Source organism: Pseudomonas sp. LBUM1652, assembly GCF_059716105.1.
Genome location: NZ_CP166804.1, coordinates 1,353,730 through 1,369,116, shown reverse-complemented (window position 1 = coordinate 1,369,116; position 15,387 = coordinate 1,353,730). Strand labels below are relative to the sequence as shown.

17 protein-coding genes are annotated in these 15,387 nt (G+C 59.0%); 9 read left to right on the top strand and 8 right to left on the bottom strand.

The genetic code is table 11. From position 1 onward, the window contains the following. Positions 1–98 precede the first annotated feature (98 nt). The gene (locus ACA069_RS06130; RefSeq protein WP_489878327.1) at positions 99–2,000 is read right to left on the bottom strand and encodes a potassium transporter Kup; all 1,902 of its coding nucleotides are present in this window, start codon (positions 1,998–2,000) and stop codon (positions 99–101) included. 290 nt (positions 2,001–2,290) lie between these two features. Between ACA069_RS06130 and rimO the strand changes: the two genes are divergently transcribed. The 6 genes from rimO to tsaA all read left to right on the top strand — a co-directional run bounded on the left by rimO (position 2,291) and on the right by tsaA (position 7,364). Further along, a complete protein-coding gene (gene rimO, locus ACA069_RS06125; protein ID WP_401270030.1) occupies positions 2,291–3,628 on the top strand; it encodes a 30S ribosomal protein S12 methylthiotransferase RimO in 1,338 nt (445 codons plus the stop codon). A gap of 223 nt (positions 3,629–3,851) precedes the next feature. Then, positions 3,852–4,325: a GNAT family N-acetyltransferase gene (locus tag ACA069_RS06120; RefSeq protein WP_497616724.1), complete on the top strand. Its 474-nt coding sequence runs from the start codon at positions 3,852–3,854 to the stop codon at positions 4,323–4,325. A gap of 102 nt (positions 4,326–4,427) precedes the next feature. After that, a complete protein-coding gene (locus tag ACA069_RS06115; RefSeq protein WP_221732514.1) occupies positions 4,428–5,138 on the top strand; it encodes an rRNA pseudouridine synthase in 711 nt (236 codons plus the stop codon). Positions 5,139–5,210: 72 nt separating this feature from the next. Continuing rightward, a complete protein-coding gene (locus ACA069_RS06110; RefSeq protein WP_497616723.1) occupies positions 5,211–5,681 on the top strand; it encodes a YehS family protein in 471 nt (156 codons plus the stop codon). Positions 5,682–5,810: 129 nt separating this feature from the next. Continuing rightward, a complete protein-coding gene (locus tag ACA069_RS06105) occupies positions 5,811–6,581 on the top strand; it encodes an SDR family oxidoreductase (protein WP_489878325.1) in 771 nt (256 codons plus the stop codon). A gap of 84 nt (positions 6,582–6,665) precedes the next feature. Then, positions 6,666–7,364 (top strand): tRNA (N6-threonylcarbamoyladenosine(37)-N6)-methyltransferase TrmO, encoded by a 699-nt coding sequence (gene tsaA / locus ACA069_RS06100; RefSeq protein ID WP_497616722.1) that lies wholly within the window; start codon positions 6,666–6,668, stop codon positions 7,362–7,364. Between the two features lie 165 nt (positions 7,365–7,529). Here the strand turns inward: tsaA and fpr are convergent, their stop codons facing one another. Beyond that, a complete protein-coding gene (fpr, locus tag ACA069_RS06095) occupies positions 7,530–8,309 on the bottom strand; it encodes a ferredoxin-NADP reductase (protein WP_002554680.1) in 780 nt (259 codons plus the stop codon). A 142-nt stretch (positions 8,310–8,451) separates the two neighbouring features. Between fpr and ACA069_RS06090 the strand changes: the two genes are divergently transcribed. Continuing rightward, positions 8,452–9,378, top strand: coding sequence for a LysR family transcriptional regulator (locus ACA069_RS06090; protein WP_187679092.1), 927 nt, complete (start codon positions 8,452–8,454; stop codon positions 9,376–9,378). Here ACA069_RS06090 and ACA069_RS06085 read toward each other — a convergent pair. The 3 genes from ACA069_RS06085 to ACA069_RS06075 form a co-directional block, all read right to left on the bottom strand. Then, positions 9,375–9,737: a diacylglycerol kinase gene (locus ACA069_RS06085; RefSeq protein WP_129390014.1), complete on the bottom strand. Its 363-nt coding sequence runs from the start codon at positions 9,735–9,737 to the stop codon at positions 9,375–9,377. The two genes, ACA069_RS06090 and ACA069_RS06085, sit on opposite strands and share 4 nt — an antisense overlap. A gap of 74 nt (positions 9,738–9,811) precedes the next feature. Continuing rightward, the gene (gene erdR / locus ACA069_RS06080; protein WP_042557931.1) at positions 9,812–10,462 is read right to left on the bottom strand and encodes a response regulator transcription factor ErdR; all 651 of its coding nucleotides are present in this window, start codon (positions 10,460–10,462) and stop codon (positions 9,812–9,814) included. A 222-nt stretch (positions 10,463–10,684) separates the two neighbouring features. Then, positions 10,685–11,431 (bottom strand): tRNA-uridine aminocarboxypropyltransferase, encoded by a 747-nt coding sequence (locus ACA069_RS06075; RefSeq protein WP_187679093.1) that lies wholly within the window; start codon positions 11,429–11,431, stop codon positions 10,685–10,687. 189 nt (positions 11,432–11,620) lie between these two features. Here ACA069_RS06075 and ACA069_RS06070 point away from each other — a divergent pair, with 189 nt between their 5' ends. After that, the gene (locus ACA069_RS06070; RefSeq protein ID WP_187679094.1) at positions 11,621–12,046 is read left to right on the top strand and encodes a PA3611 family quorum-sensing-regulated virulence factor; all 426 of its coding nucleotides are present in this window, start codon (positions 11,621–11,623) and stop codon (positions 12,044–12,046) included. On the opposite strand, the gene ACA069_RS06065 is transcribed toward ACA069_RS06070, so the two are convergent. Then, on the bottom strand, positions 12,047–12,241 hold the full coding sequence (locus ACA069_RS06065; RefSeq protein ID WP_401270014.1) for a hypothetical protein: 195 nt from the start codon (positions 12,239–12,241) through the stop codon (positions 12,047–12,049). Between the two features lie 351 nt (positions 12,242–12,592). Between ACA069_RS06065 and ACA069_RS06060 the strand changes: the two genes are divergently transcribed. Continuing rightward, entirely contained in the window at positions 12,593–13,711 is a 1,119-nt protein-coding gene (locus ACA069_RS06060; RefSeq protein ID WP_497616719.1) for an LOG family protein, read from the top strand. Positions 13,712–13,768: 57 nt separating this feature from the next. Here ACA069_RS06060 and recX read toward each other — a convergent pair whose 3' ends face one another. Beyond that, the gene (gene recX / locus ACA069_RS06055) at positions 13,769–14,236 is read right to left on the bottom strand and encodes a recombination regulator RecX (RefSeq protein ID WP_103302971.1); all 468 of its coding nucleotides are present in this window, start codon (positions 14,234–14,236) and stop codon (positions 13,769–13,771) included. A 9-nt stretch (positions 14,237–14,245) separates the two neighbouring features. Continuing rightward, entirely contained in the window at positions 14,246–15,304 is a 1,059-nt protein-coding gene (gene recA, locus ACA069_RS06050) for a recombinase RecA (protein WP_187679098.1), read from the bottom strand. Positions 15,305–15,387 lie beyond the last annotated feature (83 nt).

Here is a 15,387-nt window from a genome sequence, read left to right as displayed (position 1 = left end):
TTGTATTTCTTTTGACTGACCAAATGAAAATCCGCCGGGCGCCCACAAAAAAGCCCCCGCCAGCCGCAAGGCTGACGGGGGCTTTTTGATGATGCGGGCTACATCTCCACCTGCGTCCCCAACTCAATCACCCGGTTCAGCGGCAGATTGAAGAACCGCAAATTGCCATTGGCATTCTTCAACATGAACGCGAACAGCGCTTCACGCCAACGCGCCATACCCTCGAGCTTCGAGGCGATGACCGTTTCACGGCTGAGGAAGTAAGTCGTGCGCATCGGGCTGAAATCCAGATCATCCAGATGACACAGCTTCAAGGCTTGCGGCACGTCCGGCTCGTCGGTGAAGCCGAAGTGCAGGATCACCCGGAAGAACCCCTCCCCGTGCGCTTCCACTTCGAAGCGGCGCGATGGTGGCACGCGCGGGATGTCTTCGTAGACCACGGTCAGCAGCACCACTTGCTCGTGCAGTACCTGGTTGTGCAGCAGGTTGTGCAACAAGGCGTGGGGCACGGCGTCGGAGCGCGCGGTGAGGAACACGGCAGTGCCCTGCACGCGGTGCGGTGGTTGCACGCGGATGCTGCTGATAAAGATCGGCAGCGGCAGCGCGCCTTCGTCGAGACGATCGACCAGCAGCTCCTTGCCGCGCTTCCAGGTGGTCATCAGGACAAACAGCACAATACCCGCCAACACCGGGAAGGCACCGCCCTGGATGATCTTCGGTACGTTGGCAGCAAAGAACAAACCATCGACCAACAGGAACCCGAGCAGAATCGGCACCGCCAACAGCGGTGGCCATTTCCACAGCAGCAGGATCACCGCCGACACCAGGATGCTGGTGATCAGCATCGTGCCGGTCACCGCCACACCGTAAGCAGACGCCAGCGCGCCGGAGGATTCGAAGCCGATGACCAGCAGGATCACGCCCACCATCAGCGCCCAGTTCACCGCGCCGATGTAAATCTGGCCCTGTTCGGCACTGGAGGTGTGCTGAATGTGCATGCGCGGAATGTAGCCGAGCTGGATGGCCTGACGAGTCAACGAAAACGCGCCGGAAATCACCGCCTGCGAAGCAATGACCGTGGCCAGGGTCGACAGCACCACCAGTGGTACCAGTGCCCAGCTCGGCGCCAGAAGGTAGAACGGGTTACGCGCCGCTTCCGGGTTTTCCAGCAGCAACGCGCCCTGACCGAAGTAGTTCAGCACCAAAGCCGGCAGCACCAGAATCAGCCAGGCGCGTGCGATAGGCTTACGGCCGAAGTGACCCATGTCGGCATACAACGCTTCAGCACCGGTCAGCGCCAGAACTACCGCACCGAGGATCGCTACGCCCATACCAGGATGTACGATGAAGAAACGCACGCCCCACACCGGGTTCAATGCGCTCAGCACTTCAGGGTGTTTGACGATACCGTTGACACCCAAAGTGCCCAGCACCAGAAACCACGCCACCATCACCGGGCCGAACATCTTGCCGATGCGATCGGTGCCGTGTTTCTGAATCAGGAACAAGGCAACGAGCACGATCAACGACAGTGGCACCACCCAACGCTCAAGTCCGTCGAAGGCCAGCTCGAGGCCTTCAACCGCCGACAATACGGAGATGGCGGGCGTGATCATGCTGTCGCCGTAAAACAGCGCTGCACCGATCAGCCCCAGAATCACCAGCACCGTTTGCAGTTTCGGGTAGCGGCTGGATGCACGTCGCGCCAGAGCGGTCAGCGCCATGATCCCACCTTCCCCCTGGTTGTCAGCGCGCAGTACGAACAACACGTACTTGATAGTGACGACCCAAATCAGCGACCAGAAAATCAACGACAGAATCCCGAAGACTCCATCGTGATTGACCGGCACACCATAATGACCGGCGAAGACTTCTTTGAGGGTGTACAGCGGGCTAGTGCCGATGTCGCCGTAAACCACCCCGACCGCGGCGACCAGCATGCCGATCGGCTTTGCCGTCGAATGCTCGGCGCCCGCCGCCTGACTACTTGCCTGACCCATCCAACACTCCTACTTCTCAGAACCGGCTTCTTGGAATGAAGCACTATGCTTTGTGGTGCAGCATGCGCTGTTTTACCTGCTGTTACAGACGTTTTGTTGACTGTAAATAATCGGTAAAGCTCAACGGCGCGAAGCATAGCGCAGCACTCGTCGCATTTCCCGGCATAAAGCTGGTCAAGTGCGCTCCTCGCCGCTAGAATTGCGCACTTTTTGATCAGAGGCGCGCCCTAAGCGCCCATCCGTCGGCTTTCCCACACGGCAAGCGGCGTCACAAAATACCGAGGTTAGACATGTCCACCACTCCTGCGCCGGCCAATCCAAAGGTTGGCTTCGTATCTCTGGGTTGCCCGAAAGCACTGGTCGACTCCGAGCGCATCCTGACCCAGCTGCGCATGGAAGGCTATGACGTGGTGTCCACCTATCAGGACGCCGACGTCGTGGTGGTCAACACCTGCGGCTTCATCGACTCGGCCAAGGCTGAATCTTTGGAAGTGATCGGCGAAGCGATCAAGGAAAACGGCAAGGTGATCGTCACCGGCTGCATGGGCGTGGAAGAAGGCAACATACGCAACGTGCACCCGAGCGTGCTGGCCGTGACCGGTCCGCAGCAGTACGAGCAAGTGGTCAACGCTGTGCACGACGTCGTGCCGCCACGCAAAGACCACAACCCGCTGATCGACCTGGTGCCACCGCAAGGCATCAAGCTGACCCCGCGTCACTACGCGTACCTGAAGATTTCCGAAGGCTGCAACCACAGCTGCAGCTTCTGCATCATCCCGTCGATGCGCGGCAAACTGGTCAGCCGTCCGGTCGGTGACGTGCTCGACGAGGCCCAGCGCCTGGTCAAATCCGGCGTCAAAGAGCTGCTGGTGATCTCCCAGGACACCAGCGCCTACGGCGTCGATGTGAAATACCGCACCGGTTTCTGGAACGGCGCGCCGGTGAAAACCCGCATGACCGAGCTCTGCGAAGCGCTGAGCACCTTGGGCGTCTGGGTCCGTCTGCACTACGTTTACCCGTACCCGCACGTTGACGAGCTGATCCCGCTGATGGCCGCCGGCAAGATCCTGCCGTACCTGGACATCCCGTTCCAGCACGCCAGCCCGAAAGTGCTGAAGTCGATGAAACGCCCGGCGTTCGAAGACAAGACCCTGGCGCGCATCAAGAACTGGCGCGAAATCTGCCCGGATCTGATCATCCGTTCGACCTTCATCGTCGGCTTCCCAGGCGAAACCGAAGAAGACTTCCAGTACCTGCTGAACTGGCTGACCGAAGCCCAGCTCGACCGCGTCGGCTGCTTCCAGTACTCGCCGGTTGATGGCGCACCGGCCAATGACCTCGATCTGGACATCGTGCCGGACGACGTCAAGCAAGACCGTTGGGACCGCTTCATGGCGCACCAGCAAGCGATCAGCTCTGCGCGCCTGCAAATGCGCATCGGCCGTGAAATCGAAGTGCTGGTGGACGAAGTCGACGAGCAAGGCGCGGTCGGCCGCTGCTTCTTCGACGCCCCGGAAATCGACGGCAACGTGTTCATCGACAACGGCAGCAATCTCAAGCCGGGCGACAAGGTCTGGTGCAAGGTGACTGACGCAGACGAATACGATCTGTGGGCTGAGCAGATCTAAGCATCACCCAGTACCTGTGGGAGTGAGCCTGCTCGCGAATGCGGTGGGTCAGTTGCTGAAATTGTTGACTGAACCAACGCCTTCGCGAGCAGGCTCGCTCCCACAAGGGGAATAGTGTTGTATTGAAAAGCCCCGCTCTTTTTACGAGATGCGGGGCTTTTTTACGTCTATCGTTTGCTGAGGGAAGGATCCTCATCAAACCAGGCACAAGAGGCACACAGGCATGCGTCACCATTCGGTCATCCACACGCCGAAACTCAGCGATTATCAGGAACTGACCCGGGTCTGGGAGGCCTCGGTCCGCGCTACCCATGATTTTCTGCCGGACAGCTATATCGAATTGCTGCGCAACCTGGTGCTGACCCGCTACCTCGACTCCGTGATGCTGATCTGCACTAAGGATCGCGAGCAACGCATCACCGGTTTCGCTGGTGTGGCGGCGGGCAAGATTGAAATGCTCTTTATCGATCCCGACCATCGCGGCCAGGGTCTGGGCAAAAAGCTGTTGAATTACGCCATGCAGCATCTGAACGCCGATGAACTGGACGTCAACGAGCAGAACCCGCAGGCGCTGGGGTTCTACTTCAAGCAGGGGTTCGAGGTGATCGGCCGTTCGGAGGTGGATGGCATGGGCCAGCCGTATCCGTTGCTGCACATGCGATTGCGCCAAAACCAGCAGCGCTCGAGCAATGGCTGATACACCACAACTCCCGCATGATTTCACTGCCTGCAAATGGAACCGGGCTTAACCGGCGCCACACAGGTACAATGCCCACCCCTTTTTTGTTACGGCCCTGTCATGACTGACCCGATTCGCCTCTCCAAACGCCTCATCGAACTGGTGGGTTGCTCCCGCCGCGAGGCCGAGCTGTTCATTGAGGGCGGCTGGGTCACCGTGGACGGCGAAGTGATCGACGAACCGCAATTCAAGGTCGGCGACCAGAAGGTCGAGCTCGACAAGGACGCCAAGGCCACTGCGCCGGAGCCGGTGACCATCCTGCTCAACGTGCCGGCGGGCATGGATGCGGACAGCGCGATGCAAACCCTGAGTGCCGAAACCCTCAGCGAAGAACATCGCTTCAGCAAACGCCCGTTGCGTGGCCATTTCCTGCGCCTGACCGCCAGCACCGACCTGCAGGCCAAGGCCAGCGGCCTGCTGGTGTTCACTCAGGACTGGAAGATTCTGCGCAAGCTTACCGCCGACTCGGCCAAGATCGAGCAGGAATACATCGTTGAAGTCGAAGGTGACATGGTCGCCCACGGCCTCAACCGCTTGCAGCACGGCCTGACCCACAAGGGCAAGGAGCTGCCGCCGGTCAAGGCCAGTTGGCAGAACGAAAATCGCCTGCGCTTCGCCATGAAGAACCCGCAGCCGGGCATCATCGCCCAGTTCTGCGAAGCGGTAGGCCTGAAGGTTGTCGGCATCCGCCGCATCCGTATCGGCGGCGTCTCGATCGGCAAAGTCCCGGTCGGCCAATGGCGCTACCTGTCCGGCAAAGAGAAGTTCTGACACTTCCACTGCCGCCACACATTCCGGCAGTGCGCCCGCGCGCTGCCCACAACGCTTATCAGGATTACTCACATGATTCATAACGACGTATTGCGCAGCGTGCGCTACATGCTCGACATCAGCGACAAGAATGTTGTCGAGATCATCAAACTCGGCGGCATGGACGTAACCCTCGCCGACGTGATCACCTGGCTCGACAAGAAAGAAGAAGACGAAGAAGGTTTCGTGCGCTGCCCGGACGAAGTCATCGCGCACTTCCTCGATGGCCTGGTGATCTTCAAGCGTGGCAAGGACGAAAGCCGTCCGCCACAGCCGATCGAACTGCCCGTGACCAACAACATCATCCTGAAAAAGCTGCGCGTGGCCTTCGAACTGAAAGAAGACGACATGCACGCGATCCTCAAGGCTGCCGAGTTCCCGGTGTCCAAACCTGAGCTGAGCGCACTGTTCCGCAAGGTCGGCCACACCAACTACCGTCCGTGCGGCGACCAGTTGCTGCGCAACTTCCTCAAGGGCTTGACCCTGCGCGTTCGCGCCGCCTGATGCCCTTCTGCGGTGGCGACTGATGGTCGCCGCCGCAGCGCATAACCGCTCATTCCCTTCGAAAATAGTGGCTCCGCTTTTCGCGGCTGGCGACTAGGGTGTATTGATCCCTAGCCCTCAGGACTCGCCATGCACCCCTACTTTTCCCTGCAAGGCCGCACCGCTCTGGTGACCGGCGGCACCCGTGGTATCGGCAAAATGATCGCCAAGGCCTTTGTCGAGGCCGGCGCCCGTGTTTTCGTCTGCTCTCGGGACGCCGAGGCCTGTCATCAAACGGCGCAAGAACTCAGTGCCTTGGGCACTTGCCACGGCGTGGCGGCGAATCTGGCGACTGAAGAAGGCGTACAGGAACTGGCCGCACGATTGGGCGAGCAGATCACCCATCTGGATATTCTGGTGAACAACGCCGGCACCACTTGGGGCGCGCCGCTGGAAAGCTACCCGGTCAAGGGCTGGGAGAAAGTCATGCAGCTCAACGTGACGTCGGTGTTCAGTTGCATTCAGCAGTTCCTGCCGCTGCTGCGCAAAGCAGGGTCAGAGGCGAATCCGGCGCGGATCATCAACATCGGTTCGGTGGCGGGTATTTCGTCTTTCGGCGAGCAGGCGTATGCCTATGGGCCGAGCAAAGCCGCGCTGCATCAACTGTCGCGGATTCTCGCGCGGGAACTGGTGAGCCAACACATCAACGTTAACGTGATCGCTCCAGGGCGTTTTCCGAGCAAGATGACCCAGCATATTGGTAATGATCAGCAGGCATTGGCCGAGGACACGGCACTGATCCCGATGAAGCGTTGGGGGCGTGAGGAAGAGATGGCGGCGTTGGCGATCAGTCTGGCGAGTACGGCCGGGGCGTACATGACGGGGAATATCATTCCGCTGGATGGTGGGTTCAGCCTCTGAGATCGGCGGCGCGGCCATCGCTGGCAAGTCACCACCGTACTCGGGTTATCATGCCCGCCCTGATTCCCGCCTCGACTGCAAACCATGACTTACAGCGTCTCTCCCATCGGCTTCGTGCGCTCCTGCTTTAAGGAGAAGTTCGCCATCCCCCGCCAGCCGCAACTGGCCCCCGCTGCCCGGGGCGTGCTGGAACTGGTGGCGCCGTTCGATCAGGGTGACGCGGTGCAGGGTCTGGAACAGGTCAGCCACGTCTGGCTGCTGTTCCTGTTCCATCAGGCGCTGGAAGAAAAACCGCGCCTGAAAGTCCGCCCTCCCCGCCTCGGTGGCAACAAGTCCATGGGCGTCTTCGCCACCCGCGCCACCCACCGCCCGAATGGCATCGGCCAATCCGTGGTGAAACTCGACAAGGTCGAAGCCAATCGCCTGTTCATCTCCGGCATCGACTTGCTCGATGGCACGCCGATTCTCGACATCAAACCCTACGTGCCTTACGCCGACATCATCACCAGCGCCTCCAACAGCATCGCCAGCGCTGCGCCGCTGTTGATTGACGTGCAGTGGACGGACGCAGCCTTGCAACAGGCTCACACCCACGCTCAGCGCCTTGCCGAGCCTCTGGTCGAGTTGATCGAGCAATGTCTGGCCCAGGATCCGCGCCCGGCGTATCAGACCCCGGCGCCGGAACGTGAATATGGCGCACAGTTCTGGGATCTGGATGTGCGCTGGCACTATCCGACCCCTGAACAGATTCGCGTCCTCGAAGTCATCCCCGCCAGCACCTAAACCCGCGCCCAATGTAGGAGCTGCCGCAGGCTGCGATCTTTTGATTTTGCTCTTCAAAAGCAAGATCAAAAGATCGCAGCCTGCGGCAGCTCCTACAGGTGAATGTCGCGGGCATAAAAAAGCCCCCATTGCCAATTCAGACAATGGGGGCTTTTTCAGTGGGGCTTACTTCTCGACGAACGCACGCTCGATCAGGTAGTCACCCGGCTCGCGCATACGCGGCGACACGGTCAGACCGAAGCTGTTGAGCACTTCGCTGGTCTCGTCGAGCATGCTCGGGCTGCCGCACAACATGGCGCGGTCGTCCTGCGGGTTGATCGGCGGCAGGCCGATGTCGCTGAACAGTTTGCCGCTGCGCATCAGGTCGGTCAGACGGCCTTCGTTCTCGAACGGCTCGCGAGTGACGGTCGGGTAGTAAATCAGCTTGTCGCGCAGCGCTTCGCCGAAGAACTCATTCTGCGGCAGGTGCTCGGTGATGAATTCGCGGTAAGCGACTTCGTTCACGTAACGCACGCCGTGGCAAAGGATGACTTTTTCGAAACGCTCGTAGGTTTCCGGATCCTGGATCACACTCATGAACGGCGCCAGTCCGGTACCGGTGCTGAGCAGGTAAAGGTGTTTGCCAGGCTTCAAATCGTCCAGCACCAGCGTGCCCGTAGGCTTTTTGCTGATGATGATCTCATCGCCTTCCTTCAGATGCTGCAACTGCGAGGTCAGCGGGCCATCAGGTACTTTGATGCTGAAGAATTCCAGATGCTCTTCCCAGTTCGGGCTGGCAATCGAGTAAGCGCGCATAAGCGGGCGGCCGTTTGGCTGCTGCAGGCCGATCATCACGAACTGCCCGTTCTCGAAGCGCAGGCCCGGATCGCGGGTGCACTTGAAGCTGAACAGGGTATCGTTCCAGTGATGAACACTGAGGACACGCTCGTGGTTCATGTTGCTCATGTACGTTTGACTCCTGGATATTGGCTCTGCGCTTGCTCTGGGCTGAATAAATGCCGATGGTGCGCAATTGCATCGCATTCTAATAGCGCCGACAATATCTGTTAACTGGATTATTAAGATAAGGGTTATCGGTTATATCGATATGCGATTTACTCTCCGTCAACTGCAAGTCTTCGTCGCTGTCGCCCAGCAGGAAAGCGTATCCCGTGCTGCGGGTCTGCTCAACCTCTCGCAATCGGCGGCAAGCACCTCGATCACCGAACTGGAGCGCCAGTCCAGCTGCCAGCTGTTCGACCGTGCCGGCAAACGGCTGAGCCTCAACGCCCTGGGTAAACAGCTGCTGCCGCAAGCCGTGGCGCTGCTGGATCAGTCCAAGGAAATCGAAGACCTGCTCAACGGCAAATCCGGTTTCGGCTCGCTGTCGGTGGGCGCAACGCTGACCATCGGCAATTACCTGGCAACCCTGCTGATCGGCAGTTTCATGCAGCGCCACCCGGAAAGTCAGGTGAAGCTGCACGTGCAGAACACTGCCAATATCGTGCAACAAGTCGCTCACTACGAAATTGATCTGGGTCTAATCGAAGGCGATTGCAGCCACCCGGACATCGAAGTGCAGAGCTGGGTCGAGGATGAGCTGGTGGTGTTTTGCGCGCCGCAGCATCCGCTGGCCAAACGCGGCAGCGCGACCATGGAAGAGTTGACGCATGAAGCGTGGATTCTGCGCGAACAGGGTTCCGGCACGCGCCTGACCTTCGATCAGGCCATGCGTCACCATCGCAGTGCACTGAATATCCGTCTGGAGCTGGAGCACACCGAAGCGATCAAACGCGCGGTGGAGTCGGGGCTGGGGATTGGCTGTATCTCGCGGCTGGCGCTACGTGATGCCTTCCGCCGTGGGAGTCTGGTGCCTGTGGAGACGCCGGATCTGGATCTGGCGCGACAGTTCTACTTCATTTGGCACAAGCAGAAATACCAGACCTCGGCCATGCGCGAGTTTCTCGATCTGTGCCGCGCTTTCACCGCCGGGGTGCAGCGCAGCGACGAGATCGTCTTGCCCACTATCGCTTAAAGCAGAATCACCGCCCAAACCAGAGCGATCATGGTCAAGGCCACGAATTGCGCGGCGCTGCCCATGTCCTTGGCGTTCTTGGACAGTGGGTGCAGTTCCAGGGAGATACGGTCAATGGCCGCTTCCACCGCCGAGTTCAGCAACTCGACGATCAGCGCCAGCAAGCACACAGCGATCAACAGTGCCTGTTCGACGCGGCTGACATTGAGGAAGAACGTCAGCGGAATCAGCACTACATTAAGCAGCACCAGTTGGCGGAACGCCGCTTCACCGGTGAAGGCTGCACGCAGACCGTCCAGCGAGTAACCGGAAGCGTTGAGGATGCGTTTCAGGCCGGTCTGGCCCTTGAAAGGTGACATAAAGTGGAAACCAACTGAAAAGGAGTGAGAAAGCTAGATCAACGAAAGTCAAAAAAGCGTGAATACGCCAATAGTTATTGGCTCGGAATTGACTCAAGTTGTTGCAGCAGTAAAGCCGCTTGCGTACGAGTACGCACATTCAACTTGCGAAAGATCGCTGTGACGTGGGCCTTGATGGTCGCTTCCGACACGCTCAATTCATAGGCGATCTGCTTGTTCAGCAAGCCTTCGCAGACCATGGTCAGCACGCGAAACTGTTGCGGAGTCAGGCTGGCGAGGCCATCACTGGCAGCCTTCGCTTCGGCGGAAACGCTGACCGCTTCGAACGCCTGCGGCGGCCAGAACACATCGCCATCGAGCACTTTGCGCACCGCTTCCTGAATCACGCTCAGGTCGCTGGACTTGGGAATAAAACCACTGGCACCGAATTCACGGGATTTGACCATCACCGAGGCTTCTTCCTGCGCCGAGACCATCACCACGGGAATCTGCGGGTATTGACCGCGCAACATCACCAGCCCGGAAAACCCGAACGCGCCGGGCATATTCAGATCCAACAGGACCAGATCCCAATCAGCTTTTTCGGTGAGACGGGTTTCCAGTTCGGCGATGCTCGCCACCTCCACCAGCCGGACGTCCGGGCCAAGGCCCAGCGTCACCGCTTGATGCAGGGCGCTACGAAACAGGGGGTGATCATCGGCAATCAGGATGTCGTATGTGGCCATTTTTCAAATGATCCTGTTTTTGATGGCTGACCCGGTGTATTCGGGGTTCGCCAAAGCAACTCAAGATGCGCGTTTAAGCGGCATCCACAGGGGCACGTTCAACGCCAATAACCAGCAAACACGGCGTTTCAAACCTTGGCCGCACCCTAATCGGCGCCAAGCATGCCCAGCGAAGACGGGGTGGTCAAGCAGCACGGCCGCCGCCGCGTACAGTATGGGCCACTATTGGGCCAACTCCGGCTGCGGCTTTCGTATATAGGGTTGCAACTCGGCGTGAGCGGGCGTGGATTCATTCATGTCCAGCTGCTGTTTGGCGCCCAGATAATGCTGGCTGAACACGTCGAAATAGGCGTCCAGCGCCGAGGCCGCGTCACTGTCGCCCGCCAGTTCCAGGCACAGCGCCGCGACCTCAGCGGTGCACAGGTGCTCGCTACGGGTCGAACGACGCAAGCGGTAGCGCGAAAGTTTGTCGGGCAACAGGCTGAGGATCGGCAGGCTGTCGAAGTACGGGCTCTTGCGGAAGATCTTGCGCGCTTCCGTCCAGGTCGCGTCCAGCAGAATGAACAGCGGCCGCTTGCTGTTATCGAGGGCGACGGTATTCGTCACGCGCGAAGGCTCGACGTATTCGCCGGGAAACACCAGATACGGCTGCCATTGCGGGTCGTTGAGCAGCGCCAGCATCTGCGGGTCCGGCTCGGTGCGCGACCAGATGAACGCGTGGTTATCGCGCACCACATCGGCAATCAGCCAACCGGTATTGCTCGGTTTGAACACTTCCTTGCCGGTCATGATCAGGCACACGCCGGAACGGGTTTCCACGCTTGGCCGCCAGGCGCACAGGCAATGACTGATGATCACCCGGCAGTCGCGGCAACGTTCGGAGCGAAAGCCCCGGGCCTGAATCGGCTTGATGCCCTCGTCCTCGCGCTGATCGCGCAGGCGGGCTACGGCGTTGGGGGCATGGTTCATCGCAGGCAAGGCCGGCAGACAGGGAAACTCGACACGAACAACACTCGGCAGGGCAATAAAGGTCGGCAGTTTACCAGAGCAACGGGCACAAGCCTGTACCGTCCAGACCGGCTCCCCTATAATTCGCCGCCACTGAACGCACAGTCACGTGGCTGGTCGAACCACCAGTCACTGAACCAGGAGAGTTTCATGCTGCGCCTTATCGTTCCCACCGCTGCCATTCTGCTGGCGTCGTCCTTCACCGCTCAGGCCGCGTCCTTGAGTGAGCAGAATCTGAACAGAGAGCTGCGCAACGTCGCCGCCCAAAGCAGCGTCGGCACGCCTCGGGCAATCAATGAAGACATTCTTGATCAGGGCTACACCGTTGAAGGCACTCAGTTGATCAACCACCTGAGCGTGCAAAAGAGCCACGCCGACAAGATGCGTGCTGATCCAAAAGCCGTGTATTTCCAGCTCGGCGCCTCGGTCTGCAACAACCCGTCGTACCGCAAGCTGATGGCTAAAGGCGCGGTCATGCGTTACGACTTCACTGAAGTGAAAACCAATAAGGCGATCGGCTCCGCCAGCTATCAGGACTCGGATTGCCCGAAAGCCGCCCCGGCGAAGAAGAAGTAATCATCGCGAGTTGGCGCGCCGCTGTTCATCCTCGGCGCGCAGTTCGGCCACCAGTGCCTGTAAATAACGCGAACGGCGTTCCCCGCCTGCCAACCTGCGGCAGCACTCCTCTTCGAGACTCACTTGGTTGGTCTCGGCCGATGCTTTCAACATCCGATACAGCTGCGTATCGATCTCCAGAATCACTCTGGTCATGTTCCCTCGCCTCCTTGCCACCCGCAAATCCTTGAATCGCATGCACCTTGCGTATGGTGATTGACGCAAAATTTGCATGGTGCCTGTCAGAGAGTTAATCAGAGGGTTTGCCGTCCGGCACACGTTCGGACGAGCGGTGGTGCAATTGGCTGAAAAACAATAAGCGGTTGCCAGTCAGGACTTTGCAGCGCAATGATCAAGTCAGCGCAAATGCGTGCAAGGGTCTAGATTCAAAGTATTCCCGCTCACTTTTTCAAGGCAGGAAAGGAACTGCCGATTGTGTGTTTTTTTGCAGCGCGGCACTGACGCCGCTCGTCAGGGCCACCCGCTCTGTGCAGAAGGAGACGTTGAATGCCTTACCAACCGAATGACCTGCTCAGCCGTCATTTTCAGGAAAGCGGCCCCGACCTCATCAGCCAGGTTGAAGAGCAACTCAACCGTGTTTCACCCAACAGTCCGAATATTCCCATCTATCGCGACATGATCCTGACCGTGCTGCGCATGGCCCAGGAAGACCACAACCGCTGGAACGCCAAGATCACCCTGCAAGCTTTGCGCGAGCTGGAGCAGGCGTTTCGCGTATTGGAGCAATTCAAGGGGCGGCGCAAAGTCACCGTGTTCGGCTCGGCGCGCACTCCAGTCGAACATCCTCTGTATTCGATGGCTCGGGAACTCGGTGCGGCGTTGACGCGTTCGGACATGATGGTCATCACCGGTGCCGGTGGCGGCATCATGGCCGCCGCGCATGAAGGTGCCGGACGTGATCACAGCCTCGGGTTCAATATCACCCTGCCCTTCGAGCAACATGCCAATCCGACGGTGGGCGGCACAGGTAATCTGTTGCCCTTCCACTTCTTCTTCACCCGCAAGCTGTTCTTCGTCAAGGAAGCTGATGCATTGGTGCTGTGCCCGGGCGGGTTCGGCACGCTGGACGAAGCACTGGAAGTGCTGACGCTGATCCAGACCGGCAAAAGCCCACTGGTGCCGGTGGTCTTGCTGGATGCGCCGGGTGGCACGTTCTGGCAGGGGGCGATGGATTTCATCCACCAGCAACTCGCGGACAATCACTACATTTTGCCAACCGACACGAAGCTGATGCGGTTGGTCTACACCGTCGAGGAAGCGGTGGAACAGATCACCCAGTTCTACAGCAACTTCCACTCCAGCCGCTGGCTCAAGCGCCAATTCGTGATCCGCATGAATCACAAACTCAGCGACCAGGCGCTGGAGCATATGCAGGAAGCCTTTGCCGATTTGTGCTTGAGCGACCAGTTCCATCAACACGCCTACGCCGGCGAAGAACACGATGAAGCGCAGTTCAGCCACCTGACGCGGCTAGCCTTTGCTTTCAACGCCCGGAATCACGGGCGTTTGAGGGAGCTGGTGGACTACATCAACTTGCCGGACAACTGGGCCGACTCCAAACCACCGACCGCGCAACGCAGCCGAGAACCGTCGAAAGTCATTTAAAAGGCAAAAAAAAAACGGCCCGCTATTTTCATAGCGGGCCGTTTTTGTTTAACCGTTTTAATCGTCCATCCCTCTGCCGCTGAACAAGCGGTTGATCATCTCCATCGAGAAACCTCGATAGGCCAGGAAGCGGCCTTGTTTGGCTCGTTCCTTGGCATCAATAGGCAGATGTCCGGAGAACTTTCGCTGCCACGTTTCCTGGAGTTGCTCCTGCCAACTGATACCGCTTTCGCGCAGGGCGAGTTCGATATCGGCACGTTGCAAACCACGCTGGCTCAACTCCTCGCGAATTCGCAGAGGCCCATAGCCTGAACGGGCTCGGTAAGAAACAAAGCTTTCCAGGTAACGGGCTTCGGAAAGCAGCCCTTCTTCCGTCAAACGGTCGAGGGCTGTTTCGATCATCTCCGCCTCAGCGCCACGCTGACGCAGTTTACGCGTCAGTTCGACTCGACCGTGCTCGCGACGTGCGAGCAGGTCCATGGCGGTTCGTCGCACCGCGACGAGGGTATCGAGTACAAGAGTCATTCAAAAACTTCAAACGTCGATGTCGGCCTCGGCCATATCGTCGACCTTGTCACGGGTCGCCAAAGCCTTAACGTCTGCTGCTGGCGCCAGCAGTTTGTCACGCAGTTGCTTCTCGAGCTTGGCGGCGATTTCCGGATTGTCTGCCAGGAACTTGGCCGAGTTGGCCTTGCCCTGACCGATCTTGGTGCCTTCGTAGGCATACCAGGCGCCGGATTTTTCTACGAAGCCGTGCAGTACACCCAGGTCGATCATCTCGCCGTTGAGGTAGATGCCCTTGCCGTAAAGAATCTGGAACTCGGCCTGACGGAACGGCGAAGCCACTTTGTTCTTCACAACCTTGACGCGGGTTTCGCTGCCGACCACTTCGTCGCCTTCCTTCACCGCGCCGGTACGGCGGATGTCGAGACGAACCGATGCGTAGAACTTCAGCGCGTTACCACCGGTGGTGGTTTCCGGGCTACCGAACATCACGCCGATTTTCATGCGGATCTGGTTGATGAAGATCACCAGGCAGTTGGCGTTCTTGATGTTACCGGTGATTTTACGCAGCGCCTGGGACATCAGACGGGCTTGCAGGCCCACGTGCATGTCGCCCATTTCGCCTTCGATTTCAGCCTTCGGCACCAGTGCAGCCACGGAGTCGACGATGATCACGTCAACGGCGTTGGAGCGCACCAGCATGTCGGTGATTTCCAGGGCTTGTTCGCCAGTGTCCGGCTGGGAAACCAGCAGGTCGTCGACGTTGACGCCCAGCTTGCCGGCGTACTCAGGGTCGAGGGCGTGTTCAGCGTCGACGAATGCGCAGGTCGCGCCAGCCTTTTGAGCCTGGGCGATCACGGACAGAGTCAGTGTGGTTTTACCGGAAGATTCAGGACCGTAGATTTCAACGATACGGCCTTTTGGCAGGCCGCCAATGCCGAGTGCAATGTCCAGACCCAGAGAGCCAGTGGAGATGGATGGGATCGCCTGACGGTCCTGATCGCCCATACGCATTACGGCACCCTTGCCGAATTGACGTTCGATCTGACCCAGGGCCGCAGCCAAGGCTTTCTTCTTGTTGTCGTCCATTAAAGTCCTCACGTAATCAATAAGGCCTGACGGCCAACACCTGTATAAGTAGCCAGTATTATTCCACAGCGTTCGCGGATCGC

Bases quoted from the DNA above. Each gene is read 5' to 3' on its own strand.
- ACA069_RS06130 (WP_489878327.1), bottom strand. From the start codon at position 2,000: ATGGGTCAGGCAAGTAGTCAGGCGGCGGGCGCCGAGCATTCGACGGCA.
- rimO (WP_401270030.1), top strand. From the start codon at position 2,291: ATGTCCACCACTCCTGCGCCGGCCAATCCAAAGGTTGGCTTCGTATCT.
- ACA069_RS06120 (WP_497616724.1), top strand. From the start codon at position 3,852: ATGCGTCACCATTCGGTCATCCACACGCCGAAACTCAGCGATTATCAG.
- ACA069_RS06115 (WP_221732514.1), top strand. From the start codon at position 4,428: ATGACTGACCCGATTCGCCTCTCCAAACGCCTCATCGAACTGGTGGGT.
- ACA069_RS06110 (WP_497616723.1), top strand. From the start codon at position 5,211: ATGATTCATAACGACGTATTGCGCAGCGTGCGCTACATGCTCGACATC.
- ACA069_RS06105 (WP_489878325.1), top strand. From the start codon at position 5,811: ATGCACCCCTACTTTTCCCTGCAAGGCCGCACCGCTCTGGTGACCGGC.
- tsaA (WP_497616722.1), top strand. From the start codon at position 6,666: ATGACTTACAGCGTCTCTCCCATCGGCTTCGTGCGCTCCTGCTTTAAG.
- fpr (WP_002554680.1), bottom strand. From the start codon at position 8,309: ATGAGCAACATGAACCACGAGCGTGTCCTCAGTGTTCATCACTGGAAC.
- ACA069_RS06090 (WP_187679092.1), top strand. From the start codon at position 8,452: ATGCGATTTACTCTCCGTCAACTGCAAGTCTTCGTCGCTGTCGCCCAG.
- ACA069_RS06085 (WP_129390014.1), bottom strand. From the start codon at position 9,737: ATGTCACCTTTCAAGGGCCAGACCGGCCTGAAACGCATCCTCAACGCT.
- erdR (WP_042557931.1), bottom strand. From the start codon at position 10,462: ATGGCCACATACGACATCCTGATTGCCGATGATCACCCCCTGTTTCGT.
- ACA069_RS06075 (WP_187679093.1), bottom strand. From the start codon at position 11,431: ATGAACCATGCCCCCAACGCCGTAGCCCGCCTGCGCGATCAGCGCGAG.
- ACA069_RS06070 (WP_187679094.1), top strand. From the start codon at position 11,621: ATGCTGCGCCTTATCGTTCCCACCGCTGCCATTCTGCTGGCGTCGTCC.
- ACA069_RS06065 (WP_401270014.1), bottom strand. From the start codon at position 12,241: ATGACCAGAGTGATTCTGGAGATCGATACGCAGCTGTATCGGATGTTG.
- ACA069_RS06060 (WP_497616719.1), top strand. From the start codon at position 12,593: ATGCCTTACCAACCGAATGACCTGCTCAGCCGTCATTTTCAGGAAAGC.
- recX (WP_103302971.1), bottom strand. From the start codon at position 14,236: ATGACTCTTGTACTCGATACCCTCGTCGCGGTGCGACGAACCGCCATG.
- recA (WP_187679098.1), bottom strand. From the start codon at position 15,304: ATGGACGACAACAAGAAGAAAGCCTTGGCTGCGGCCCTGGGTCAGATC.